At 44.2% G+C, this 24,233-nt stretch carries 21 protein-coding genes; 7 read left to right on the top strand and 14 right to left on the bottom strand.

What is annotated here, in order from left to right; genetic code table 11:
• From M9196_RS08540 to M9196_RS08515, 6 genes are all read right to left on the bottom strand, one after another.
• A complete protein-coding gene (locus M9196_RS08540) occupies positions 1-1,419 on the bottom strand; it encodes an SLC13 family permease (protein ID WP_250617118.1) in 1,419 nt (472 codons plus the stop codon).
• Between the two features lie 236 nt (positions 1,420-1,655).
• Positions 1,656-2,129: a DUF2947 domain-containing protein gene (locus M9196_RS08535; RefSeq protein WP_250617117.1), complete on the bottom strand. Its 474-nt coding sequence runs from the start codon at positions 2,127-2,129 to the stop codon at positions 1,656-1,658.
• A gap of 8 nt (positions 2,130-2,137) precedes the next feature.
• Positions 2,138-2,725: an HD domain-containing protein gene (locus M9196_RS08530; protein ID WP_250617116.1), complete on the bottom strand. Its 588-nt coding sequence runs from the start codon at positions 2,723-2,725 to the stop codon at positions 2,138-2,140.
• A 35-nt stretch (positions 2,726-2,760) separates the two neighbouring features.
• On the bottom strand, positions 2,761-3,339 hold the full coding sequence (rimJ, locus tag M9196_RS08525) for a ribosomal protein S5-alanine N-acetyltransferase (protein WP_250617115.1): 579 nt from the start codon (positions 3,337-3,339) through the stop codon (positions 2,761-2,763).
• Positions 3,340-3,463: 124 nt separating this feature from the next.
• Positions 3,464-5,005: a transcriptional regulator TyrR gene (gene tyrR, locus M9196_RS08520; protein ID WP_250617114.1), complete on the bottom strand. Its 1,542-nt coding sequence runs from the start codon at positions 5,003-5,005 to the stop codon at positions 3,464-3,466.
• Between the two features lie 119 nt (positions 5,006-5,124).
• Entirely contained in the window at positions 5,125-5,457 is a 333-nt protein-coding gene (locus M9196_RS08515; RefSeq protein ID WP_250617113.1) for an STAS domain-containing protein, read from the bottom strand.
• A gap of 256 nt (positions 5,458-5,713) precedes the next feature.
• Here M9196_RS08515 and M9196_RS08510 point away from each other — a divergent pair, with 256 nt between their 5' ends.
• Together M9196_RS08510 and M9196_RS08505 are read left to right on the top strand one after the other, a co-directional pair.
• Positions 5,714-6,586 (top strand): DMT family transporter, encoded by an 873-nt coding sequence (locus M9196_RS08510; RefSeq protein WP_250617112.1) that lies wholly within the window; start codon positions 5,714-5,716, stop codon positions 6,584-6,586.
• 361 nt (positions 6,587-6,947) lie between these two features.
• Entirely contained in the window at positions 6,948-8,660 is a 1,713-nt protein-coding gene (locus tag M9196_RS08505) for an alkaline phosphatase family protein (protein ID WP_250617111.1), read from the top strand.
• Positions 8,661-8,758: 98 nt separating this feature from the next.
• Here the strand turns inward: M9196_RS08505 and glpD are convergent, their stop codons facing one another.
• Positions 8,759-10,288: a glycerol-3-phosphate dehydrogenase gene (gene glpD, locus M9196_RS08500; protein ID WP_250617110.1), complete on the bottom strand. Its 1,530-nt coding sequence runs from the start codon at positions 10,286-10,288 to the stop codon at positions 8,759-8,761.
• Positions 10,289-10,704: 416 nt separating this feature from the next.
• Between glpD and glpK the strand changes: the two genes are divergently transcribed.
• On the top strand, positions 10,705-12,195 hold the full coding sequence (glpK, locus tag M9196_RS08495) for a glycerol kinase GlpK (protein WP_250617109.1): 1,491 nt from the start codon (positions 10,705-10,707) through the stop codon (positions 12,193-12,195).
• A gap of 471 nt (positions 12,196-12,666) precedes the next feature.
• Here the strand turns inward: glpK and M9196_RS08490 are convergent, their stop codons facing one another.
• The 4 genes from M9196_RS08490 to M9196_RS08475 all read right to left on the bottom strand — a co-directional run bounded on the left by M9196_RS08490 (position 12,667) and on the right by M9196_RS08475 (position 16,305).
• Positions 12,667-13,428 (bottom strand): DeoR/GlpR family transcriptional regulator, encoded by a 762-nt coding sequence (locus M9196_RS08490; RefSeq protein ID WP_250617108.1) that lies wholly within the window; start codon positions 13,426-13,428, stop codon positions 12,667-12,669.
• A 104-nt stretch (positions 13,429-13,532) separates the two neighbouring features.
• Entirely contained in the window at positions 13,533-14,183 is a 651-nt protein-coding gene (locus M9196_RS08485; RefSeq protein WP_250617107.1) for an HAD family hydrolase, read from the bottom strand.
• A 119-nt stretch (positions 14,184-14,302) separates the two neighbouring features.
• A complete protein-coding gene (locus M9196_RS08480; RefSeq protein ID WP_250617106.1) occupies positions 14,303-15,220 on the bottom strand; it encodes a pseudouridine-5'-phosphate glycosidase in 918 nt (305 codons plus the stop codon).
• On the bottom strand, positions 15,214-16,305 hold the full coding sequence (locus M9196_RS08475) for a PfkB family carbohydrate kinase (protein WP_250617105.1): 1,092 nt from the start codon (positions 16,303-16,305) through the stop codon (positions 15,214-15,216). The genes M9196_RS08480 and M9196_RS08475 overlap by 7 nt, the downstream gene beginning before the upstream one ends.
• A 231-nt stretch (positions 16,306-16,536) precedes the next feature.
• Between M9196_RS08475 and M9196_RS08470 the strand changes: the two genes are divergently transcribed.
• The 3 genes from M9196_RS08470 to M9196_RS08460 all read left to right on the top strand — a co-directional run bounded on the left by M9196_RS08470 (position 16,537) and on the right by M9196_RS08460 (position 20,484).
• The gene (locus M9196_RS08470) at positions 16,537-17,670 is read left to right on the top strand and encodes an HD-GYP domain-containing protein (protein WP_250617104.1); all 1,134 of its coding nucleotides are present in this window, start codon (positions 16,537-16,539) and stop codon (positions 17,668-17,670) included.
• Positions 17,671-17,986: 316 nt separating this feature from the next.
• The gene (locus tag M9196_RS08465; protein WP_250617103.1) at positions 17,987-19,126 is read left to right on the top strand and encodes an acyl-CoA desaturase; all 1,140 of its coding nucleotides are present in this window, start codon (positions 17,987-17,989) and stop codon (positions 19,124-19,126) included.
• Positions 19,127-19,290: 164 nt separating this feature from the next.
• Positions 19,291-20,484 (top strand): MFS transporter, encoded by a 1,194-nt coding sequence (locus M9196_RS08460; protein ID WP_250617102.1) that lies wholly within the window; start codon positions 19,291-19,293, stop codon positions 20,482-20,484.
• A gap of 138 nt (positions 20,485-20,622) precedes the next feature.
• Here the strand turns inward: M9196_RS08460 and M9196_RS08455 are convergent, their stop codons facing one another.
• The 3 genes from M9196_RS08455 to M9196_RS08445 all read right to left on the bottom strand — a co-directional run bounded on the left by M9196_RS08455 (position 20,623) and on the right by M9196_RS08445 (position 23,130).
• Positions 20,623-21,570, bottom strand: a complete 948-nt coding sequence (locus M9196_RS08455) for a diguanylate cyclase (protein ID WP_250617345.1) — start codon at positions 21,568-21,570, stop codon at positions 20,623-20,625.
• A gap of 5 nt (positions 21,571-21,575) precedes the next feature.
• On the bottom strand, positions 21,576-22,538 hold the full coding sequence (locus tag M9196_RS08450; RefSeq protein WP_250617101.1) for a response regulator: 963 nt from the start codon (positions 22,536-22,538) through the stop codon (positions 21,576-21,578).
• 340 nt (positions 22,539-22,878) lie between these two features.
• On the bottom strand, positions 22,879-23,130 hold the full coding sequence (locus M9196_RS08445) for a DUF1289 domain-containing protein (RefSeq protein ID WP_250617100.1): 252 nt from the start codon (positions 23,128-23,130) through the stop codon (positions 22,879-22,881).
• 211 nt (positions 23,131-23,341) lie between these two features.
• On the opposite strand from M9196_RS08445, the gene M9196_RS08440 reads away from it, so the two are divergent.
• Positions 23,342-23,800, top strand: coding sequence for an META domain-containing protein (locus tag M9196_RS08440; protein WP_250617099.1), 459 nt, complete (start codon positions 23,342-23,344; stop codon positions 23,798-23,800).
• The last annotated feature ends 433 nt before the right edge of the window (positions 23,801-24,233 follow it).

Genomic DNA, 24,233 nt, shown 5'->3' with positions numbered 1-24,233 from the left:
TTACCCGATGTGGCCTACCGCATGCAGCAACCATACGAGCACGAAACTTAATAGCACCCCGACGACACCAAGAATGACACCAACTTTCGCCATTTGATTACTTTGCACATTGCCCGTCGCATGCGCCAAAGCATTAGGAGGCGTACTAATAGGTAACGACATACCCAATGACGCAGCAAACGTCACAACAAGAATCAAGGTAATTTCGCCGCCAAGTGGGGCCAGCGACACCATAGAAGCGCCCAGCGCTGCCATAATCGGCATCAGTAAGTTTGCTGTTGCGGTATGCGACATGAAGTTAGCCATGATAAGACACAAGAATGCGGCTCCAAATAGCACGGCATAAGGAGAATAGGCGTCGAAAGGAATACTATGCACCACCAATCGGGCCAGCCCTGTCTTGTCTAACGCTAAGCCAAGCGCTATCCCGCCAGATACCAACCAAAGAACATCCCACGAGATACGTTTGAGATCTTCCTTATTGATAATGCCAGTAAGAGAGAACACCGCTACCGGAATAAGCGCCACGGTGTAAGAGTTCATACCATGTGTTGAACCCATCAACCATAGGATAATAGTGCCAGCAAACGTAATGTACACCATGATGGCTTTTGGCGTTTTTAGAAACTTACCTTTAATCGCCAGCTCAATTTTTTTCTGCTCAGCGCCATAAAGTGTATTTATCAAGACCCAAGCGAGAGCCATCATCACCACTACAAATGGCACACCAAATGCCATCCACTCACCGAAACTAATGTAGTTTTCACCCACTAAATATTTGAGTGCTATAGCGTTTGGGGGTGTGCCAATAGGCGTACCAATACCACCAATATTCGCGGCGACTGGGATACACAACGCAAACGCGATACGTCCGGGATCTTTAGGCCCAAACAACGCAATTACCGGCGTCAAAATAGACAGCATCATCGCAGTGGTTGCTGTATTTGACATAAACATAGAAAACACACCCGTAATCAACATCAAGCCGAGCATTACGTATTTAGGGTCAGTACCAAACGGTTTAAGCAATACCCTTGCTAAGTTAACGTCTAAACGATATTTCGTCGCTGCCATCGCGAGAAAGAACCCGCCAAGGAACAGCATAATGATTGGGCTTGCAAATGTTGCCATTATTTCTTCATATCGCAACAACGTACCAAAATGTGCTTCGCCTTCTGCGCCCCGAAACCAATACATGCCTTTATTCGATAGCATGAGAAGCTCTAATACGATAATCACCACGGAAGTTGCATAGATGGGAATAGGTTCAAACACCCAGCACAGTGCCGCCAATAAAAAGATCGCGATAACGCGCTGCTGGATAATGGTCAATCCGTCGAAAGGAAAGGCAGAGAGAGGTAAAAGCAATACGATCAGTGGAACTAAGATCGGAATTATATATTTGAGGTAGTGGCGCATAACATGACTCGTCCTGAGAAATAACTACAAAGTATTTTTACTGTTTATAAGTACAAAATGTATTAACTGAGAGTAGTATCACGTTGTTATGCAAGAGCATACTTAGCTTAAGATCAAAGACCTGGCATTTAATTACGTTACTTTTTTGGAATGTGACTTAAGTCCATTGTATGCACAAAAAAGACCTGCATTTCTGCAGGCCTCAATTAACACGTATTGCAGCAAGTGCCTTGACGTTAGCTACGGCGACCGAGTTTAACGGTACCTTTGGTTGAGAACCATAGCGCCTCTTGCCTACGTCGTCCCAATAAAATTGGACCATCATCGTAAAACAAAAAGTTCTTCCAATATTTTTTGAAAATCGACCACTTGGTTTCAATTACATTGTATTTTTCATAACAAAAATACACCGTAACGTCGTCTTGCCAATCAATAAAGTCTGCTACCGCTTCTGGTAACGCGTTTTCATCGGCTTCCCAAGCTTTCATCCAGTCGACACTTTCTTGCCAGTTGCTGTCTTTCGTCGGCCAGTCCTGAGAGGACATACGCTCAGCATCAGGACTTTGTGCGCTGATATTTTCTTTCCAAAACTGTGCTGAACGTGCTTGGGTCATCGGCTTAATAAAAGGCCAATCACTTTCAGGTACAGGCATAGATTGATGAGTAAAAATCCATTTTCTTTGGTATTCATCCAAAGTCGTGTACGACATTCAGTCTCCTAGTGTTTTAACCAACCGTTCTCTACGGCTTCTTCTATCAGCGATTGTGCTTTATCCCACAGCACTTGTGAACCTTTTTCTATCTTCTGGTTCACCTTCATTACTTGTTCTTTCGATACATCGTTTTCTAACCAGCTCTGACCTTGATTATGGTAGTTCAACAACATCGGTATTAGTCGGTCCAGCGCCTTGGCAAATTTCGCCTCGGCGCTTTCTGCCGCTTCAAATTCTTGCCAAATTGCAAATAACGCCTCACCTTGTTCTTGCGGCAACATAGCGAACAATCGATTGGCCGCCGATAACTCTTTTTGTTCTTGTTCTAATGACGCAGCCACATCGTAAACAAACGTATCACCAGCATCGATTTCCACCATGTCATGCAGCAATAGCATTTTCACCACGACAGCAATATCTATCGGTTCATTCGCGTGCTCTTCTAACAAAAGCGCCATCATTGCCACGTGCCAACTGTGTTCTGCACTATTTTCAAAGCGGCCAACTGAGCTTTTTATTCGAGTCCGGCGCAACACGCTCTTGAGCTTGTCCAATTCCATTAACAGTGTGAGTTGCTGTTCAAGACGCTTCATGATCTGATTCTCCAATATTGACTGGCTGTCTAATATTAGCTGGCTTTCCAATTGGGGTTAATCAACGCCGTTTGGATGTGATCTTCCCACTGATTGTTGATCAGCAAATAGTCACTGGCATAACCTTCCTTTTGAAACCCCATGGCATTAAGTACCGCGGCGCTTCGTTCGTTATGGGGCATATAACTCGCCGCTATACGATGCATATTTTGCACATTGAACATATAGGGGAGCACCATTGCGAGAGCCTTGCGCATATACCCATGCCCTTGGGCGTCTTTGGCTAAAGAGTAACCTAAATTACACGAATGAAGTGGAAAGCGGACAAGGTTACTGAACGAAATCGTACCCTTCATTTCTTTTGAATCCGTATCAAAAATCAAGCAATAATAGGCAAGACCAAGGCGGTGTAACTCTTCTAACTTAACCAACTTTGCTGCCCAAGTATCTGCTCGATAAAAAGCATCGTCTCGTTTAGGTTCCCAAGGCGCTAAAAACGCTTTATTTTCCTGAAAATAGTTGGATATTGTGTATGCATCTGAGGGCTTGGCGGTACGAATCAGTACATTCCCATCACGGCAGTGTATTCCCACTGCCGAGCAGCTATCTTCCATTATAACTCCCTGATATTTGCCAATAATTGGCGAGATCAAATACCTTACCAACGAAAGTCGCAGTATCATAAATGACATCACTGACGACTTTACGCTATTTTATAGACATCCTGAGCCTGACAAATCAATTTTTGCGGATATTGTAATCACGCAGTTTATTAGCAATCGATGTATGTGACACATTCAATCGTTTAGCTAATTTTCGACTTGATGGGAATGACTGATAGAGTTTCTCCAGAATTCTCGACTCGTACTCCTTCATCATGTCATCGAGCGAACCATCTAAGTTAAGGTTCACACCGTTTGTCGCGACCGACTCCAGTTTTGGCAACTTAAAATCTTCAATTTGTAATGTACTACCACTAATTTGAGTCAGCGCTCGTAACACCGAATTGTCGAGCTGCCTCATGTTGCCCGGCCAAGGGTAGCTGCCCAGATCCTTCACTAATGTTTCCGTACATTGAGGCTTGGCAATCGCCAACTTTTGGCTGTGCTTAGCAATGAACAGATCCAAAAGTGGAGCTATGTCGCTAGCTCGCTCACGCAGTGGGGGAATCGTCAATGTCAGTACGTTAAGGCGATAGTACAAATCCTCCCTAAAGGCGCCCTGCTCCGCCAAATCTGCCAGATTGTGACGGGTAGATGCAATAATTCGTACATCGACGTGTACTTCATGCTCTTCACCCACGCGTCTGAAGGTGCCATCTTGCAAAAATCTTAATAACTTAATTTGTAGATGGGGGCTCATTTCACCAATCTCATCCAATAAGACAGTGCCACCGTTCGCTTGCTCAAAAATGCCTTTATGACCATGCTCGTGATTAAACGAACCTGGCGCATGGCCAAACAACTCTGTTTCCGCCACATCATCAGGCATAGAAGCACAGCTCAGTACCAAAAATGGATTTGATGCGCGATTTGATCGGCTATGACAAGCCTTCGCCAACATTTCTTTACCCGTGCCAGTATCGCCTTCAATCAATAAAGGTTGATCTAACATTGCTAACTTTTTCGCTTGACTCATGAGCGCTTTATGACGATTTGAGACACCGACAAAATGCTCAAAGCCCAAAATGTTATTGTCAGACAGCGATTCGGAAATAATCACAGTACTACTTGGCTGGATACTCATTACAGCACTAGCGAGCACTGTCTCGTTAGATTCTCCCGTAATATAGACGGGCAAAATCTCCATCCAATAATCCATACCATCAACAACAATCGCTTGTTTCTGGCGGCAGATATCACCCTCAATCCATTTTGAAAAGTGAAAACTAGGCAATAAATGGGAGATGTGTTGGGCGATCGCTTCTTGCTCACTTTTACCAAGCAGTTTTAGTGCAGCGTGATTCGCCATATCTACTGAGCCTTTCAAGTTAATAGAAAGCACCGGATATGGGAGGTTCGTTAGTAAGGAAACCAGTTCTGTGTTATGCCTTTCGCTCGGCATAAACTGTATCTTTCGAACATCTTTAACACCCGAAATTCGTCTAATCTCTGCCATTAAGTCACGAAATGTATCGAAATCAATATCTGGGCAATTGAGATAAATAATCCCCGTAATGTCGATTTCGATGCCACGTAAATCAATGCTTCTGGACGCTAAAATGTCCAATAACTCACGAGTCAATCCGAGTCTATCTTCACACAAGACTTCTAAACGCACTGGGTATTCCTACTGAAAGTGTCACGAAAAGTTGACAGTCAGTGTGTATGACAACGATTGTTACGTCAACAAAAACCACCCAGCTTGAAGACGAAGTGGCTTGTTTATACTCACATTGATCAAGTCATGTCCTCCACGGCATGATCGATATCTCGATAAATATTTAATAGTTGGTCAACTTTGGTCAACTTGAATAAGTTAAGAACCGAAGGGCTTTGGCTGATGATAGACATCTCTCCAAAGTCGTAGGTTTTATGTAATGCCATGATCGTCCCAAGTGCACTGCTATCCATAAAAATGACACCGGTTAAATCAATAAGTAGTTTTTGAGATGCTAGCTGCTCGAACTGGTTAAGGTACTGACGAAAATGAGGAATCATTTTGGCATCAAACCGATTGGTCTTTACTTCGATGACTGTGAGTGAATCATTACTATACAAAAAAAACGCCATGCCTGACTCCTACTCAACACATCACTAAAGGGATACTTCTCTTATTATAGAAGCAATAAATAAATGCACCTTGTTGCACTTAGCATTTTTACTAAATATACGCCCGTAGTTGCATTTAAATAGAAACAGATCCACCCACCAAAACAAATACAATCAATATGTCAGATTATCACCAAACTGCCATTTTTTAGACGATTTAGGATGGAGTCTTGGCGTTAATTAGCGCAAAATAAACAAAAACTAAGATGTTTTCGTTATGACTAACCGTTTTCGCGCTGAATTTATACTCATTTTTACCACTCTACTTGCCGGGGCTGGCTGGGTCTTTTCCAAAGAAGCAATACAGGGGCTCCCTCCTTTTGGTTTTATTGGCCTTCGTTTTTTGCTGGCATCATTGATCCTATTACCATTTTGTTTAACCGCCCTTAAAACAACCAGCTTCAAAGATAGTTTGCGTGCTATGGGGGTTGGTGGCGCACTCGGGTTCTCCATCTTTTGTTGGATTCATGCCATCTCGATAAGTGAAACTCTGGGCGAAGGCGCATTTATTATGAGCCTTTCAATGCTATTCGTCCCTATGGTGGCTTGGGGGCTATTTGGAAATAAACCCGTGCGTGCATTTTGGTTATCACTTCCCATTGCGCTCATTGGTTTATTTTTGATTTCATGGAATGGCGGGTGGCATGCCCAGATGAGTCACCTATGGTTTTTAACCGCGGCGGTTGGGCTCGCGGTGCACTTCAATTTAAACAGTAAATACTCGGCACGCTTATCACCCATGCTACTCACGACGCTACAACTTTTTTCCGCCGGGTGCTTGGGACTCATCCTTTCATATTGTGTCGAGTCATGGCCTGAGACTATTTCACCAACGACATGGACTTGGTTCGCTCTAAGCGTCGTGCTAGCCACTAGCTTGCGTTACTTGATGCAAACGACAGGACAAAAATTCGCGCAACCGACCAATGCCGCTTTGCTCATGCTCCTTGAGCCAATATGGACGCTGATATTAAGTATCATCATTTATTCAGAACCTATGCCTCTCAACAAAATTGTCGGATGTGCGGTACTACTCGGTTCACTGATTTTCTATCGACTTAGCGCCATGAGAATAGTTAAAGTGGTCTAGTAGATCTTCTGCGGCACCAGAGGCGGTGCCGTTCTTTTCAATGCCTCTGCTCTCTGCTCTCTGCTCTCTGCTCTCTGCTCTCTGCTCTCTGCTCTCTGCTGAGCATAATCGATATAACTTAAAAGCAAGTAGAATTAGATACCATTGATGTCATCTAATTATCAAGTGGAGCGGCGCAACCTGTGGCTATTATTCTCCCGTTATCATCGAAACTCTCCTAAGCTAAATTACATAGTACTGTTTAATTGTATTCACTGATGCAACACCTTTCGCTTCTCTTCAGCAGCAGAGGTCCACGACCTTACAATCAGTGACTTGGCTTGATTATCATCGTGAAACGCATCCTTCTAAAGGAAACCTTATGCCTACTAATAAACGTTTATTACGACTTGCAAAATGCACCACTCTCATCGCAACCACTGCCCTTGCAAGCTTCACCCTTCACGCCGCTCAGTCTCCCAAACTAGTGGTACAGATCACAGTTGATGGACTGAGAGCCGATTTGATAGAACGCTTCAAAGGCAACTTTGGAGAAGGCGGCTTTCGTTACCTCATGGACGAAGGCGTTTATTACACCAATGCCAACTACCAACACGCCAATACCGAAACCATAGTGGGCCATGTTTCACTAGCCACTGGCGCACCACCTTCAGTGCACGGTATGGTCGGCAATGTCTGGTTTGATAGAAACCTAAACCGTTTGGTTTATAACGTAGAAGATCCAAACTACGCGATGCTGACACAAGGTTCTGGTGTCAATAAAGCGACAGAGATAGACCCAACACAAAAAACCGCGCAGGGAGATGGTCGCTCGCCGGCACCGATCCTGTCTTCAACATTTAGCGACGAGCTAACCATAGCCAGCAGCGGGCAATCACAAGTGTATTCGGTCTCTGTTAAAGATAGAGGTGCGATTTCACTGGCTGGGCATACTGGTAAAGCATTTTGGTTTTCCAAAGCCCAATCTGAGTTTGTGACGAGTGACTATTACTATGATGAAACGCCAGAATGGGTCACGAACTGGAACGACAAAGCGCTGCCTGCACGCTACTCCGGTAAAAAGTGGCAGTTGTCTTTAGATAAGGAGGCCTACTCCATCATTGAACATAATAAAGATCATAAAGTCGAATTGGCGGGCTTCCAAAGAACCTTTCCACACCCTTACGGTCCTGCGTCCTTCCAATATTATTCAACCATGTTGACGGTCAGCCCTGCCGGTGATGAGATTACAGCCGATTTTGCCAAAACCTTAATCACAGAGAAAAAATTAGGACAAGGTAACAGCACCGACTTTCTTGCTGTAAGTTTTTCTTCAAACGATTACGTGATTCACCTCTACGGCCCTTCAAGCTTAGAAACAGAAGACAACCTGATCCGTCTTGACCGCACGCTCGCGTCCTTGTTCGAGTCCATCGACAAGTCTGTGGGATTGGATAACACCTTGATCGTCCTCTCTGCCGATCACGGCGTACCTGAAGCATCGCCAACGGCAAACCAATTGGGCCTTAAGCAGCCGTTTTATTTCCAGAAAGAGGCGCTTTGGCAGTCCGGGTTAGAAACGAGGTTAAAAACTGAATTTGGTCTAAACAAAGATGTGATTAAGCTCTATGCCCAGCCCTACATCTACCTTGACCATGAGATGATTAAAGAAAAGAAAGTAGAGTTAGCTAAGGTCCAGAAAGCCGTTGCTGAGGAAGTCGCAAACATTACCGGTATTTACAGCGCAGTCACCAGCGATGATATTGCGAATAATCAAGTTGCCAATACGCGCGTGAATCAATTAATTCGAAACAACTATCATCCAGCTCGCTCTGGCGATGTTTATTTGGTTTTTGACCAAAGAACCTATATCAACGATATGGATGGACTCACTATTGCTTCAACCCACGGTTCACCATGGCGTTTCGATACTCACGTTCCAGTGATTTTTGCTGGAAATCAACTGAAAGCACAAACCGTGAACAGAGCGGTCACGCCCTACGATATCGCGCCGACGCTGTCCAACTATCTCGGTATTAGCACACCAAGCGGTGCCACCGGTGACGTATTGATTGAAGTGGTCGACGTTCAGTAAACAACCGATAGTCGCTAGGTAAAAATGCCGCTATGTTAGTAGCGGCATTCTTGTCTTTTTGTATGTGTAGAAAATGACTGTCAGCTGAAACCGTAATATCACCCCACTGATTTTAAAGATGGTCGTTCACGTTTTAGCTCCACAGAACTCATGTAGTCTGTTAAGGCGTTAAGTTGAATATGCTCTATCGCCAAGCCTAGCTTGCCACGGCGCCATAGAATATCCTCAGCGGTCACCGCCCATTCGGCATCGATCAAATAATCAACTTCAACTTGATACAACCCTGCGCCAAACCCCTGTCCTAAGTCATCTTTCGCCTGCTTACCTTCTAATAAGGTATAAATCATCGTTCCATAAGCATGCACCCATCGCTTAACCAAGGATTCATCCATCCAAGCGTATTCGTTCATCACCTCGGCAACTAAACTGTCGCGATTTGAAAAATTTCCGCCAGGTAGCGCTGTACCTCGAGTCCACTCAGGTCCCATTTTTGGAAAAAAAGGCGCCAGTTTATCGACTGCCGCTTGCCCCAATTTTCGATAAGTAGTGAGTTTGCCTCCGAAAATGGACAGTAACGGCGCATCATTGAGTGGATCATCGAGTTCAATCGTGTAGTCGCGCGTCACCGCCTGAGGGTCGTCTGACTCATCGTCGCATAACGGTCTCACGCCTGACCACGTGGTAATAATATCGTCGGCACTGATCGTTGTCTTAAAGTGCTGGTTAACCACATCGCACAAATAGGCGATCTCATTATCGTCTATCGCTACCGCGCTTGGATTGCCTTGATATTCAACATCTGTCGTTCCCACTAACGAGTAGTGATCCATATACGGAATGACAAATACAATGCGATTATCTTCATTTTGTAAAATGAACGCCTTATCACCACTGTACATACGCGGTACAACAATATGGCTGCCCTTTACTAAGCGAATACTGCGGGGCGAAACCATATCAAGCTGACGGTCAAAAAAACGGTCAACCCAAGGTCCCGCTGCATTCACTAGCGCTTTGCAGCGCACACTTGACACATCTCCTGTCAAACTATGTTCAATGTCAATTTGCCACTCATCATTACTTCTCTGTGCTTTAGTGCATTTCGAGCGGGTGTGTATCTCTGCGCCTTTCTCCCTCGCCAATTTAGCATTGGTGACCACTAACCGAGCATCGTCAACCGCGCAATCTGAGTATTCAAAACCAACCGTCATTTCTGATTTTAACGGGCTTTCTTCCCCGGCAAATTTCACACTGTGGCTTCTGGCCAAAGACACACGCTTACCCAGCGTGTCATACAAAAACAGTCCTGCTCGAATCATCCAAGCTGGGCGAAGATGCGCACGATGAGGAAGCTGAAAACGAAGAGGGGAAACAAGATGAGGGGCGTTTTTTAATAACACTTCTCTCTCAGCAAGCGCTTCTGACACTAAACGAAACTCATAGTGCTCCAAATAGCGCAATCCGCCATGAATCAATTTACTACTGGCAGATGACGTCGCAGAGGCAAGATCATTCATTTCATAGAGTGCGACTTTCAATCCACGACCTGCGGCGTCCGCAGCCACAGCAACGCCGTTTATCCCGCCGCCAATCACCACCAAATCATACATTTTTGTTGAGGAATCCATTTTTCTCACCCTTTTCCCGAAACCAAATAACGCGCGAAAATGTTCGTTAAGTTAACTATAATGTTCGAAATCGAAAAGATCGAGCGTTTTGTACGCTTATTTACATTCTTTATGGTCAGCTTGTGTTTTGTCATATTTCGTTAATACTAATGCCATAAAGAATTGCGTATTCCCAAGCAATTTTTGCGAGATAGGTAAAAGCAAAATAGAATGATAACTATTAAAATATCTCCATCAAATGCTCACATGGTCGATAACGAACATTTACGTTCTCACAGTGACAGGCATCAGCTAAGCCTATATAGATTTTGACGCTCGGTACCGATTCACCCAATAAGGGGTGATACTGGCTTCTATTAAGTCGCAAACAGTCGAACCTAATTTCATAAAAACTAAAAACTAAGAACGAGAACGGTATGAACAAGCCTAATAAAGTCGTCGTTGCATTAGACCAAGGGACCACCAGCTCACGAGCGATCATCTTTGATCGCGATGCCAACAGCGTGTGTTCGGCACAAAGAGAGTTCACACAAATCTATCCGCAACCAGGTTGGGTCGAGCATGACCCTATGGAGATATGGGCGACGCAGCGTTCATCACTGACCGAAGTGCTTGCTCAAGCGGATATCGCAAATGAAGATGTGGCCGCTATCGGAATCACAAACCAACGTGAAACGACCATTGTTTGGGACAAAGAATCCGGCCAACCCATTTACAATGCCATTGTTTGGCAATGTCGTCGCACGGCCAGTTTTTGTGACCAACTCAAGCAAGACGGTCACGAAAGTATCATTAACCAACGTACCGGACTGGTCATCGATGCGTATTTTTCTGCCTCTAAAATTGCTTGGATACTCGATAACGTCGAAGGGGCTCGCGAACGAGCAGAGAAAGGTGAATTGTTATTTGGTACAGTGGATACCTGGTTAGTATGGAAACTCACTCACGGTAAATCCCACGTCACTGATGTCAGTAACGCGTCGCGCACAATGTTATTTAATATTCATACGTTGCAATGGGATAGCACGCTACTTGATATTTTTAACATCCCTAAGTCGATGCTTCCTGAAGTCAAATCAAGCAGCGAGATATACGGCTACGCCCATATTGGCGGTGGAACAGAAGACATCCCTATCAGTGGTATTGCTGGCGACCAACAAGCAGCACTGTTTGGCCAACAGTGCTTCAAAAAAGGTATGGTAAAAAACACTTATGGTACTGGTTGTTTCCTATTAATGAACACAGGCGACACGCCAATGCTTTCTAAGCACGGCCTGCTTACTACGATTGGCTACCAAGTTGGCGACCGCGTGACCTACGCCTTAGAGGGCAGCGTCTTTATGGGTGGGGCAACCATTCAGTGGCTTCGCGACGAGCTGGGTTTAATCCGTGATGCACAAGACACGCAGTATTTTGCAGAAAAAGTCGATGACACGAATGGCGTATACTTAGTACCCGCATTTGTTGGGCTCGGCGCGCCGTATTGGGACCCACATGCCCGCGGTTCGTTAACCGGACTCACTCGCGGCACGAATCGCAATCACATCATTCGTGCGGCGTTAGAATCCATTGCCTATCAAAGCCGCGATGTGCTTCTTGCGATGGAAGAAGACTCGGGTATCAAACTGACCCAAATCCGTGTCGATGGCGGCGCAGTCGCCAACGATTTCTTAATGCAGTTTCAAGCCGATATTATGGGCAGTAAAGTCGTTCGACCCGTTGTGCGTGAATCCACCGCATTAGGCGCTGCCATGTTAGCGGGGCTTGCCACTGGATTTTGGCAAAGCGAAGATGAGTTGGCTGATAAAAAAGAGATTGAGCGAGTATTCCGTCCGGCCATTGACCGTCAGCAACGTGACACCCTCTACCGCGGCTGGGAAGACGCTATCGGGCGAACCAAAACCTAACCTGCTACGTTTAGCCTTGATAAAAGCTAACGCGACTAGAAGTAAATAGAAAAGTTATACTGAATAGAAGAGTTATAATGGTAGCTAAAAAAAAGCCTTGCTGCATATCACAGCAAGGCAACAACAGTACGGTGTCTAATCAGTACCATGTCTAAGTTGGATGCGTAAGCGAGTTGAAAGTGGACCATCAACTCCTTACGTGGGTTATTACATCACATCCCTCTTCCTCACTACAGCAGATAACATGCTCAATAGATGTCAAAACTACGGCATTTAGTGAGCAATTGTATCTAAATATAAAAGCATCACACCGTGAGCATTAGAATGGGCATTTTTAGTATTTAAATTAACATCGTTGGTAATTAAATAAACATCGTTGGTAACGAACTAAACATAGTGGGTATCCAAATAAACATAGCGGGTAACGAACTAAACATCGTGAGTAGCCAAACAAAGATAGTCAGCCTGTGCTTATTCGCACACATGCCAATCAACATCATTTTGTTCCATGATATCAATGAGTTCTTGTGGTGGCTTTTCATCAGTGAAAAACGTATCAACCTGAGAAATATGACCTAAGTTCACCATGGCTCCACGGTTAAACTTGGTGCTATCAGCGGCTAATAATGTTTGGCCGGAACATTCCATGATCGCCTGCGCAATACGAACTTCCGAAAAATCAAAGTCGAGTAAGCTACCGTCTTCATGGATACCAGAAATACCCAAAATGCCAAAGTCTAGGCGAAACTGTTCGATGAACTCTTTCGCGGCTTCACCAATAATACCGCCATCCTTATTGCGGATCTGACCACCCGCAATAATGACGGTGAAATCATCTTTAACTCGTAAAATATTTGCCACATTGATGTTATTGGTCACGACTTTAAGATCTTGATGGTTCAACAGTGCAATAGCGACTGACTCTGTCGTGGTACCAATATCAATAAATAACGATGAACCATTAGGAATTCGACGCACCAAAGCATCGGCAATGCGTGTTTTCTCTTCCTGATAATGCACTTTTCTCGTCGAGTAGGCTTCGTTTTCAGTACTTGAATGCAATGACGCGCCGCCGTGATGACGCGTGACTAATCCCTGTTTAGCTAAATCATTTAAGTCACGACGAATGGTCTGTGGGCTAACCCCAAACTCGTCAACAAACTCTTCAGTATTAACAAAACCGCTTTGTGTCAGCATCGCTAAAATTTCGCGATGGCGCTGCGTTTGCTTCAAAACATCACTCCACTACTTTCCAATAAATTCAATTATATACCCAAATGAGATCTAGATTCAGCATTCATCATCTCTTAAAAGAGCCGCTTGAGTGCCGTTGAGAATCACTGTGATAACTCAAGGTAGACAGAGAGTAATGAGTCATGCGTGTGTGGATTCAATGCACGAACGTCATCACAAGGCTCTACTAAATCGAGAATTTGGTAGGTTTTCATCGTAGCCGCCATCGCCGATTTTACACCATTATTGGAATCCTCAAACGCTAAGCAAGTCTCAGGCGCCACACCTAGTCGCTGCGCTGCAAGTAGGTAAATTTCCGGATGGGGCTTGCCATGTGTCACTTCGCAACCAGTAGTGATATGACTAAAATAATGATCTAATCCCGCAAGCTTAAGTTTCACCTCAGCGACATCACGCTGCGTGGACGTTGCCACGGCCAGCGGAATGTTTTTTGACGTTAACCAATCAAGTAGTGCGATGACACCCTTTTTAACAGGAATCGCTTCATGAAGTACCACGGCATCGTAATTTTTACGCCACTCTTGATGGATCAATTCATAATCAATCACATCTTTGTAGCCCTCAGTCAGGCGAGTACGAATCGTTTTTGAATTACAGCCTATTATCGAAAGATACAGCTCTTCAAAAAATGGGACGCCGAGCGTTTGACAAGCGTCACTAAACACCTTTTTACAGACATTTTCAGTATCGAGTAACAACCCATCCATATCGAAGATTGCGGCTTTAAACATCATAAGACTCATTTAACTAACGAAATTGCTAGCATTTTGCCTTAACTATTTGATGATTGCTACCGCAACTCCTGTCAGCATTTTGCTAAGCACCTGATTCCGAATTGCCTGCGTGTCATGTGCTAGCTTTGGCAGTATTGCTTAGCAATCTCAGCGCCTAACCTGGCATTATTAAGGACCAATTGAATATTAGAATCCAAACTGTTTCCGCCAGTCAGTTCACAAACACGAGCCAATAAAAATGGCGTTGACTCTTTACCACCTATCCCTTGCTCATCTGCTTCAGCTAACGCCTGTTCAATGACTGCATTAATTCGTTCAACAGGCATTGCAAACTCTTGTGGTATTGGATTGGCTACCACCACCCCACCCGTTAACCCCATCGCCCACTTTGCCTTCAAGGCGATTGCAATTTGCTGTGCACTATCAAGACGATAGTCCACACCGTGCTCACTTTCGCGAGTATAAAAAGCAGGCAAACTGCTGGTCTGAAACCCAATCACCGGAACGCCCTGTGTTTCAAGATATTCACGAGTTAGTGCCAGATCTAAAATTGATTTTGCACCCGCGCAAACCACAGCAACATCGGTATGGGCAAGCTCTTGAAGATCGGCAGAAATATCAAACGTTTCTTGAGCGCCGCGATGTACCCCACCAATACCGCCCGTCGCAAACACCTTAATGCCTGCCATTTCGGCGAGAATCATAGTAGCAGCGACGGTTGTTGCACCGTCTTTCTTACCCGCGACCATAAACGGAATATCACGGCGACTCACCTTAGTTACCGCCGTACCCGCTTGACCAAGGTGGGTAATTTCCGCTTCACTTAATCCTACTTTCAGTCGCCCTTCTATAATGGCGATGGTTGCTGGTGTCGCGCCTGAATCTCGTATAGTTTGCTCCACAAGTAACGCGGTTTCTACGTTGCGAGGGTAAGGCATACCGTGTGAAATAATAGTGGATTCCAGCGCGACGACAGGTCGATTATTCGCTAATGCGTCGGCAACTTCCGGTAATATATCTAAATATGTGTTTAACATGTAGCTTCCTTAATCAAGCGTGTTACCGCTCTTTCTGACATAATGGTATTGATGGTCGAATTGGACTGTAGTGCTAATCTCGCCGCGCCTAGCGCAAAATTCACACTCGGTGACCAACTCCAGCCGGTAATAAATCCGTGTGTCACGCCGGCCATTAAGGCATCCCCTGCACCGGTCACATTATGTACTTCAACGTCTTGCGCTGGAATAAAGTGACCAATACCGTCGCAGCTTGAGTAAGCGCCCTGTCTTCCTAAGCTGATTAGTAAGTGACTCACCCCTTTATCATGTAATCGCGTTGCCAACTCTGGTAAATCATCTATGTGAGAGAGTGCATAGCCCGCTAAAAGCTCCGCTTCCGTTAGATTGGGCTTTAAGGTATGAATATGATGGAGATAAGGGGCAAGTTTTGTGGCTTTGACACTAGAAACTGGGTCAACAAAGATCGGTTTATCAGCGTGAGCATGAAACAGGTAGTCCAACGCACTTTCGCTCAAGTTGGCATCCAGAACAATCGCTGAGGCACAGTTGATAATGTTGGCTCGTTTGGCTAACTGCTCGCCTGTCAATACGTCAATGAGGGACATATCATTAAGTGCAAGCTGCAACTCTCCAGCGGGATCATGGATAGACAGGTAAGTACTGGTTGCTTTACCCGTTACTGTCAGTAGGTGCTCAATACCCATACCGGCTTGTCGACACGCGTCTTTTAATTGTTCACCCCAAAGATCATCACCAACAGCACCAATAAATTCAACTTTACTGCCTAAACGACTTAAGTTGTCGGCGATATTTCTCGCCACACCTCCAGCACTCGATGTAAGCGCACCAGGGTTTGAATCGCCCATGATCAGATCGGCGCTGGAGCGACCGCACAAATCCATATTGGCACCGCCTATGACGGCTACAAATCGCTCAGGGGCAATCACATACCCTTTACCATGAATATATCCTTTACGAGTCAAATTCATAATATGACCTGCGACCGCACTGCGGCTTAACCCTAACTGCTGGGCCAGTGTTTGCTGGGCAATCATGGGGTCTTGTTTGATTAACTCTAGAATCTGTTGCTCACGTTCCGTCATAAACATGTGTCCGTATAGTCAAACATCTGTTTGCAACATTACCGTTTAAAAAAACACCAAGCAAACGATTTCACTATCAATATCATTACCTTGATAGAGCGATCACAAGTCAAAGATGCAACTTACTGTTCATGACTTTACATGGCTGAGTGCGAAGTCGATCACTTGAATTTATAGCGTAATGCTGACTACTATTTAAATAACCATATAAAAACTATTGATAAGAAACATATGGATTATACTAACTGCATCTCAACAACAAACCGAGCGCTCAGCTGCCGCAACGGCATAGATGAATTATTTGAGTCTCTCAAAGTCAGCTACCCGTTGTTGTCACGCCTGTGTGTTACGGTGACCCATTCAGATTACTTAGAGAACTTTCACGTTATTGATTCTCAGCATACTGGCGATAGTTATGATGTGGTCTCAATGGCCTCCTCTTCCTGCCTCTCTCTTATGCAAATCATCGAAAATGAGGAGATTCGGATTGTCTCGGACTTAGATGAATTGCCTAACAACGAGCGCGTTAAAAAACTGCGCTCTCTTGGGCATAAAAGCAGTCTCACTATCGGTATCAAGCTGAATCAAACAGAAGGGGCATTACTGTTCTTTAACTCCATTCAACCTGGTTACTTTGAGAATGGTGCATTGCACTCAGATCTATTGTTTGTCAAAGAAGTGATTTTTAGTCTGCTTTGTCATGATAAGAATAAACATCAAATGTTAGTGAAAGCATTAAAGCTGGCATTAAGCATTAGTCATAAGCGGGATCCAGAAACGGCGGATCATTTGCACCGGATGGGTCTATACAGCAAGCTCATCGCGGAATTACTGGCGACGTCACAACCGATCGACCACCGCTTTATCCAGTGGATTGAGCTCTACGCACCGTTTCATGACATCGGTAAATACCGCATACCTGATGACGTTCTTTTTAGCGCAAAGCGCTTTACCGACAAAGAACGATCTATCATGAACCAACATGTACATTATGGCGTTGATATTATAAATGATGTCCTTACTACTATTGATGCCGTCCACTCAACCAGTGGCGAAATTGAGTTTCTGAAAAACATCGTTCTTTGTCACCATGAACGTTATGACGGCAAAGGTTACCCCTTAGAACTCTCTGACAGGGCTATCCCGCTCGAGGCTCGTATCGTCAGCATTGCCGATGTATTTGATGCGCTAGTAAGCAAACGAGCCTACAAACCTGCATGGCCTATCGACAAAACGAAGCAGTATATCTCAACGCAATCTGGCAAAGCGTTCGACCCAATGCTAGTCGATATTCTCATGTCGAATTTCGAGCGCTTTGAAGCCATCTACCAACAACATCCGCCCGAAGAAAACCTGATCAACTAACGCATTCAAAGCCAACAAAATCGACAAAGTGTGGCTAAAACATCATGCTAATCCACCATTGTAATCCACCACTCTAATCAAGAAAGAATAAGCTGACGTGACCCATTCTCTTCAGCTTTAATTCTTTAAGACCAAAGTGCTTTATGACTAAGCACGTAAGCTTCCCCGTAACTAACGCTAACTGGCTTACGCTTTGTAACAACTCTTTTTATTCCGCTCACCAAAATTGAAATTGTCCATTTGACTTACACGTGTGCGCTGATATTCTAGCGTACAAGCGTAAGCTAAAATGGACAACCAACTCGGTCAGGAACTTATGAGCACGACAACTAAACCTCCAATTATATGGCTAAACGTCACCATTTTTCTGGGGACGTTCTTACTGGCAACACTTGGCGTCACATGGTATGGCATCGCCTATGGCTACACAGTCCATCATTGGGCTTGGCTGGCGATTAGCTTTATTTTCTGTGGTATGTCGATTACCGCTGGATACCATCGCCTATGGTCACATAAGACCTATAACGCGCACCCTGTCATGCGTTACATCTTCGCTATCGGAGGGGCGTTTGCTTTACAAAATAGTATTCTCCACTGGTCCTCCGATCATCGTATTCACCATAAACATGTAGACAATAACGACAAAGACCCTTATTCCGCTAAGCGAGGGTTTTGGTATTCCCACATCGGTTGGATGTTAAGAGAGTATCAAGCATCTCGGTATACGGATTACAATAATTGCCGTGATATACAAAAAGACCCTGTGGTCATGTGGCAACATAAGCATTATGTTCCGTTAGCACTATTTATGAATGTGGGCTTCCCCGTAGGTCTTGGTCTATTTTACGGTGACTTGCTCGGCTTTATGCTGGTGGTTGGTGCCCTGCGTCTAGTGTTAAGTCATCACACAACCTTTTTCATTAACTCGCTGGCACACGTTTGGGGCTCTCAACCATACACCACTAAAAATACAGCGAGAGACAATGGGATACTTGCTTTTCTGACCTTTGGTGAGGGCTATCATAATTTTCATCATATCTTCGAACACGACTACCGAAACGGCATCCGTTGGTGGCAATTTGATCCAACAAAATGGCTGATTAAAAGTTGTTCTTGGTTTGGACTTACGAGTGATCTTAAGCGCGTTTCCGCATACAAAATAGAGAAAGCTCGATTAGCTCGAACGCTGCAATTGGCAAAAATTAAAGCGGTCTCATTGCCGGATTCTGATCGTATCGTAGCACTCATTGAGCAAGAGTTTCATTTGCTTGTCGCTAAGTTAAAAGAGTACGACGATCTTAAGAAGCAATGCTTAAAAGACGCGAAACAAAACGTTAAGGAAAAGTATGAACAAGCTCTCATCGCTATCCAATTGGAGCAGCTTGAGCACCACCTTAAGCTGAAAAGACAACAGTGGCAGCACCTAGTCAATAACCCGCAACAAGCACTATCCTAGCCATATTATTAGGTGGCTGTGTCTAAGCAGCCGCCTAATACCACGAGAATATCCATACATTTCATTCAAATAACTTGACGCTCAGTGACCTCCTCCAAGCCGTCATTTGTTTTACACTGCTTGCTCGACCTACTCATCATCCCTAAATAATGAAACGATCCTCTTTGTGGTTAACAAGCCAAGCCTCTATGGGTATTGTCCAATGGATTGGCGTCGCCATTGTTCTTGCGCCGCTTATTTTACACCGTACCTCCAGCGGCGTATTAGTGGGTCAGGTCATGTTAATTCTGGGACTAAGTGGTTTAGTTGCTCCGCTACTAGGTGCACTCGCCGATCGCTACGCTCTCCACCGTCAATTGCATTTAAGCGCGATGCTCTGTCACTGTCTGGCGTTGTTTTTTCTATTATTTGTTCATCAAACGCATTGGCACTATTGGCTGGTTGCACTGTGTATTGGTGTCGGCAGTAATTTACTGCTCATTCTAAATCCAACGTTTGCTCTGCGCCTTAATCAAGATGCAAAAGAACAAGCAAATGCACTCAAATTGCTGTTTCAATTCCAAATGGGAGGCGTGGTCATTGCTGGTGTCGCAATTGGTTTACTGCAGCTATTTTCTCTTTCCACCACATTACAACTTGCCACGTTACTCGTGTTTGATATCGTCTGTGTTGCAATGACACTGTTACAATCGCCGAATCCCCTTCTATCAACCCGGCAAACTGTCGCTGAAAACTTGACGCCCAATGAACCTTCCAAGTTACTGTGGTTTGGCTTTGTTGCCTGTGTTTTACTATCGATGTTTGTGGGTTCCAATATGGTCGAGATGGGGCCGGTGATTATTGCTCAGGCTTTTAGTGTAGAGCTTTCCTACTCTTCATTTGGAATGGCTGCCGCCGCGCTGATTACCTTAATCGCGTTAGCGCCTGCAGGAAAATGGATGGACAAACATGGGAGTCAATTTCTCTGGCTAGGAACGGTATTTATTAATGCCTTCGTTGGCATCAGCATTTGGTTCATGTTTGAAAGCCATGTGTCCGCATTACTCCCGTTGTCACTCATTCTCATCTCCATCATCAACGGTGCGTGGAATGATATCTCCATCGCCAGCTTTGCCGACAAAATCAGCCCCTATGGCCCAGCGACTAGCCAAGGTTACATGGCTGCCGCCGTCTCTATTGGGTTTTCGATTGGCACATATATTGTGGGATATCAGCTAGATCAGCAGGATATTTATGGCGTGATGACATTCTTAGCGATGAGCGGAACTGGCGTATTAGTCGCAGCAACGCTAGTAATATTCGCCTTTCATTACCGGAACAACACGATAACAGAAAACGCTAGGTCTCCTTTCGCCTAGCGTGATTGAGCTAAGCGAATAACACTAGGTATAGGTATATGAGTAACATGAGAGGGATAAGGCACAGTAGAAGTCAGTTTAGCTTAGAGAAGTTTTTAAAGCGCCGTTGCTTGTATCTACGTAAAGGTCATCGCTCGGTTAACTCGCGATACTCGTTCTGTTGCGTCCGGCTTCTTTAGATTGATAAAGTGCTTTATCAGCTCTTTTTAACCATTCAACATGGTCACTATCACCTGTTTCTAATTCCGCGATCCCCAAGCTAATTGTGTACTTTAGAGAATCCTCTGCCGTGGTAATTTCAAGTGATTCAATACGCTTTCTCAATCGCTCTGCAAAATAATACGCTTGGTCAGCAGTCGTATCATTGAGCAATACTGCGAATTCTTCACCACCATAACGACCACATACATCGTTTCCCCTAGCAGCTTTGGTCAATTGGTTAGCCGTCTCTTTAATGACTTCATCACCAAAAGAATGGCCAAAATTGTCATTTACTCGCTTAAAGTAATCAATATCGAGCATCACCAATGTCGCGACGTTGCCTTTGGTCTTAGCATGACTAAATACTTCCGTCACACACGATTCCCAATAAGCTCGATTAAATACCCCCGTTAGACCATCCACTCGACCCAGCTCCGTTAGCTTCTCGTTGGAGCGCTTCAAATACATCTGACTTTTGGCGATTTCAGACACATCTTGCAGCATAATCGCAAAGTGCGTAATTTCTCCCGTGGGTGATTTCAAAGGGGTAATCACCATATTCTGATACATATTTAACAGGCCTTGAGAAACCGGAGAAAAGTTTTTAAATTCAAAAATAATCGGCCGATCTTTCCAGTTGGAAAAACCTCGGGTTCTCATTTTCTCGGTTGAACTCAGCTTTGTCTTTAACCATTTTTCAGGCAGGTTTGGGTAATACTCAAATAAGCTTCTACCCATAATTTGGTCAGCATTCACACCACTATAGTTTTGCATAAAACTGTTCCAAGCACAGACTTTATGCTCTTTATCCACCACAATTAGGCCCGCATCTAGAGTATCAATAAGCTGCATCGTCCAGTGAAAATCCGACAACTCCAATGTCATAGTTTTCAATGTAATATCTCCATTTGCCTATGAATAATGCCTACTGATTCTTGATCAAACATAAACAATACAGAGCAATTTAGGTCCAATGTTTCGGCGTCATAAGTGTATTCGGTGGTAAAAATGTGCTCAGAGCCACTCATCATTGAGTTCTGCGGCGTGAAATGATCGATGCGTAACGGCTCTCGGAGTGAAAACTCAACGCCTAACTGTTCCGACATTGAAACCAAGAACGAAGAAACCAGAACGTTTGATAAATTGACCACTAGTTCATCTCGTGTACATTCGCCTTGCTCGAAACCAAACCTTAAACCAATCTGATTAATATCGTTTCCAGTAATACAAATGAGCGCCTCGCCATGCATGCCTCCACCAACGAATCGTTGTGCCACTGTATAATTGTTAGCTCGACTTAAATTATCTTCAATCATCATCGTTACCTCGCCAAAAGAGAGATCACCGACAGTAGGAACCGGTAATTGAATGAACTCTTTTAGTTGCTGAGCAATAATCGCAGCCCCTTTACCTAACGCGATATTCGCTGTTTCACGAAAGCGCTCGACACTTTGTTTGATGGTAAAAGCTTGCTTGAGGTGCTTTGGAAGGCGAAATTGCAGTCCTAGATCATGAAATAGCGGCTCGACGATGCCTTTCTGAAGTGGCTTTTCGATGAATGCGTAAGCTCCGAGTTGATAACAACGTTCTTGAGCTTTTTGCTGAATATCACCAGATATCACCACAGTATTTGTGGTTATAGATTCATGCTTCATTATAGACAGCACTTCGAAGCCATCCATTTTTGGCATAGTTAAATCCAAAAACATGAGGTCGATATTGCCTTCTCTAAGAATATCAATTGCTTGATACCCGTCTTCTGCAAAAATAATATGGCTGTTTTCTGGTGCTACGATGCTTCTTTCTAGGCTCTTTCTAGCCACAGAAGAATCGTCACAAATAAGTATCCGCATGAATCTATTCGCATTTTACATAACCGTCCTCCACTATATAACCAGAATTCTAAGTAGGTAGCCAGACAATTAATGAACTAATATCACAGTTTTGTGCTTTCGTACGCTTATTATTTAATCACTGACTCTCCAAAATATCATCGTGCTTGTCGTCTACCGCCAGTCAATAGGCAGACGAATCAAAATAGTCAATATAAAATGGGGGATTAGAGGGTGTCAGGCACCATGTTATTCACAGACACTATGCCTTTCAAGCAATATGCAACTCAAACAATATGCAGTTCAAATAATATACAATTCAGACGCTATATTATGTAAGTTGATAGGTGGGTAGCAAACACTAGAATAGATCTTGCTGTGGACTCAGCGGTGCAGTTTGCTCGACATCCCCTCCTAGTTTGCCGTTTGCCATTTTTCTACGGTAACGCTGACGACATAGCTTGATAATATGTAACTGCTGTGTGGGGGTAAACGATAACCAATTAAACCGCTCTTCTCTTTTTCTCATACAGCCTTGGCAATAGCCTTTAGTATCAACAGAGCACACTCCCACACACGGACTGGGGACATTAAAAAACTCTAATTGCTCCATCGCTGCCCTATCCTTAAAGGTTACTTTCGAATTCAATTTAGTAAGAATAGTCTCAAATTAATACAATTGGCTTATTCTTACCGATAATTCGATTGTAAATTATCGGTCACATCAAAAAAACACTATACTCAAACATAACGCACACCTGACAAAAAACAGTGTTTTATTAATTATACTTATCAATAATTTCATTTAGTTGGAGACATATACTATGAAGATTTTTTCAAAGACGCTATTGGCTGCTATCGCCGTACCTGTATTACTCACCGCATGTACTGCTGCAAATAACAGTGCAGAGGAAACAATGGCAACCGTAACCGCTCAAGATCTTCAACACCACAACTGGAACCTAGTTCAGATTGATGGCAAGGCAATTCAACTCGACGAACAAGGTCAGCAACCTCGCCTAGAAATCGGCGAAAAAATGACGGCAAACGGCAGCGCTGGTTGTAACAACTTCTTTGGGCAAGGTGAACTCAAAGACGGTCAGTTCCGCATCGAAAAAATGGGCATGACCATGAAGATGTGTGGTGATAATGCAATGAACGTTGAAATGACGATGTCAAAAGCACTATCCGATTGGAGTGAGATCCATCTGACAAAAGACAGCCTAGAGCTCAAAGGTAGCGAGCATACGCTAACATTTGAATTGAAAGATTGGGTAAACTAATCACCCGGGATAACAAAAAACGGTACCTTTAACAGGTGCCGTTTTCTGCAACATTACCCTTCTGCAATCCCGTGTAAAGATCCTCATTTGCAACACCTGACACTTTATCCAAGGGCGCACTTCATGCTGTCAATAGAAAGAAAGGGGTATGATCAGGGTTGGCTTCATCGTTGTTCTCCATATTTCGATAAAGCAGGGACTGCCAAGCTTTCGCTTAAGTCCTTATTGCGGTGCGGCATGGTGCGCTTCGTATTTAAGTTTAAACAAGGAGTCGTTGCGACGATACGCTAAATAAACCTCTACTCGCTGAATGTTTCGCCTTGACCATAATGGCTACTGGTCACCTTTACACTTTAAACCTGAGTGTTGCAGAGGGTTCTAGTTGCACCTTCTTCAGGGACTTGATGTTTAGATATAACGCTGCAATGGCCTT

It is taken from the genome of Vibrio methylphosphonaticus (assembly GCF_023634655.1).
Classification (GTDB): Bacteria; Pseudomonadota; Gammaproteobacteria; order Enterobacterales; family Vibrionaceae; genus Vibrio; species Vibrio methylphosphonaticus.
The sequence above is the reverse complement of the archived record's forward strand: the minus strand, read 5'-3'. Positions and strand labels throughout refer to the sequence as shown.

Bases quoted from the DNA above. Each gene is read 5' to 3' on its own strand.
- M9196_RS08510 (WP_250617112.1), top strand. From the start codon at position 5,714: ATGACTAACCGTTTTCGCGCTGAATTTATACTCATTTTTACCACTCTA.
- M9196_RS08505 (WP_250617111.1), top strand. From the start codon at position 6,948: ATGCCTACTAATAAACGTTTATTACGACTTGCAAAATGCACCACTCTC.
- M9196_RS08535 (WP_250617117.1), bottom strand. From the start codon at position 2,129: ATGTCGTACACGACTTTGGATGAATACCAAAGAAAATGGATTTTTACT.
- M9196_RS08440 (WP_250617099.1), top strand. From the start codon at position 23,342: ATGAAGATTTTTTCAAAGACGCTATTGGCTGCTATCGCCGTACCTGTA.
- M9196_RS08540 (WP_250617118.1), bottom strand. From the start codon at position 1,419: ATGCGCCACTACCTCAAATATATAATTCCGATCTTAGTTCCACTGATC.
- glpD (WP_250617110.1), bottom strand. From the start codon at position 10,288: ATGGATTCCTCAACAAAAATGTATGATTTGGTGGTGATTGGCGGCGGG.
- M9196_RS08480 (WP_250617106.1), bottom strand. From the start codon at position 15,220: ATGTTAAACACATATTTAGATATATTACCGGAAGTTGCCGACGCATTA.
- M9196_RS08530 (WP_250617116.1), bottom strand. From the start codon at position 2,725: ATGAAGCGTCTTGAACAGCAACTCACACTGTTAATGGAATTGGACAAG.
- M9196_RS08465 (WP_250617103.1), top strand. From the start codon at position 17,987: ATGAGCACGACAACTAAACCTCCAATTATATGGCTAAACGTCACCATT.
- M9196_RS08445 (WP_250617100.1), bottom strand. From the start codon at position 23,130: ATGGAGCAATTAGAGTTTTTTAATGTCCCCAGTCCGTGTGTGGGAGTG.
- M9196_RS08470 (WP_250617104.1), top strand. From the start codon at position 16,537: ATGGATTATACTAACTGCATCTCAACAACAAACCGAGCGCTCAGCTGC.
- M9196_RS08485 (WP_250617107.1), bottom strand. From the start codon at position 14,183: ATGATGTTTAAAGCCGCAATCTTCGATATGGATGGGTTGTTACTCGAT.
- M9196_RS08455 (WP_250617345.1), bottom strand. From the start codon at position 21,570: ATGACATTGGAGTTGTCGGATTTTCACTGGACGATGCAGCTTATTGAT.
- glpK (WP_250617109.1), top strand. From the start codon at position 10,705: ATGAACAAGCCTAATAAAGTCGTCGTTGCATTAGACCAAGGGACCACC.
- M9196_RS08475 (WP_250617105.1), bottom strand. From the start codon at position 16,305: ATGACGGAACGTGAGCAACAGATTCTAGAGTTAATCAAACAAGACCCC.
- rimJ (WP_250617115.1), bottom strand. From the start codon at position 3,339: ATGGAAGATAGCTGCTCGGCAGTGGGAATACACTGCCGTGATGGGAAT.
- M9196_RS08515 (WP_250617113.1), bottom strand. From the start codon at position 5,457: ATGGCGTTTTTTTTGTATAGTAATGATTCACTCACAGTCATCGAAGTA.
- M9196_RS08450 (WP_250617101.1), bottom strand. From the start codon at position 22,538: ATGCGGATACTTATTTGTGACGATTCTTCTGTGGCTAGAAAGAGCCTA.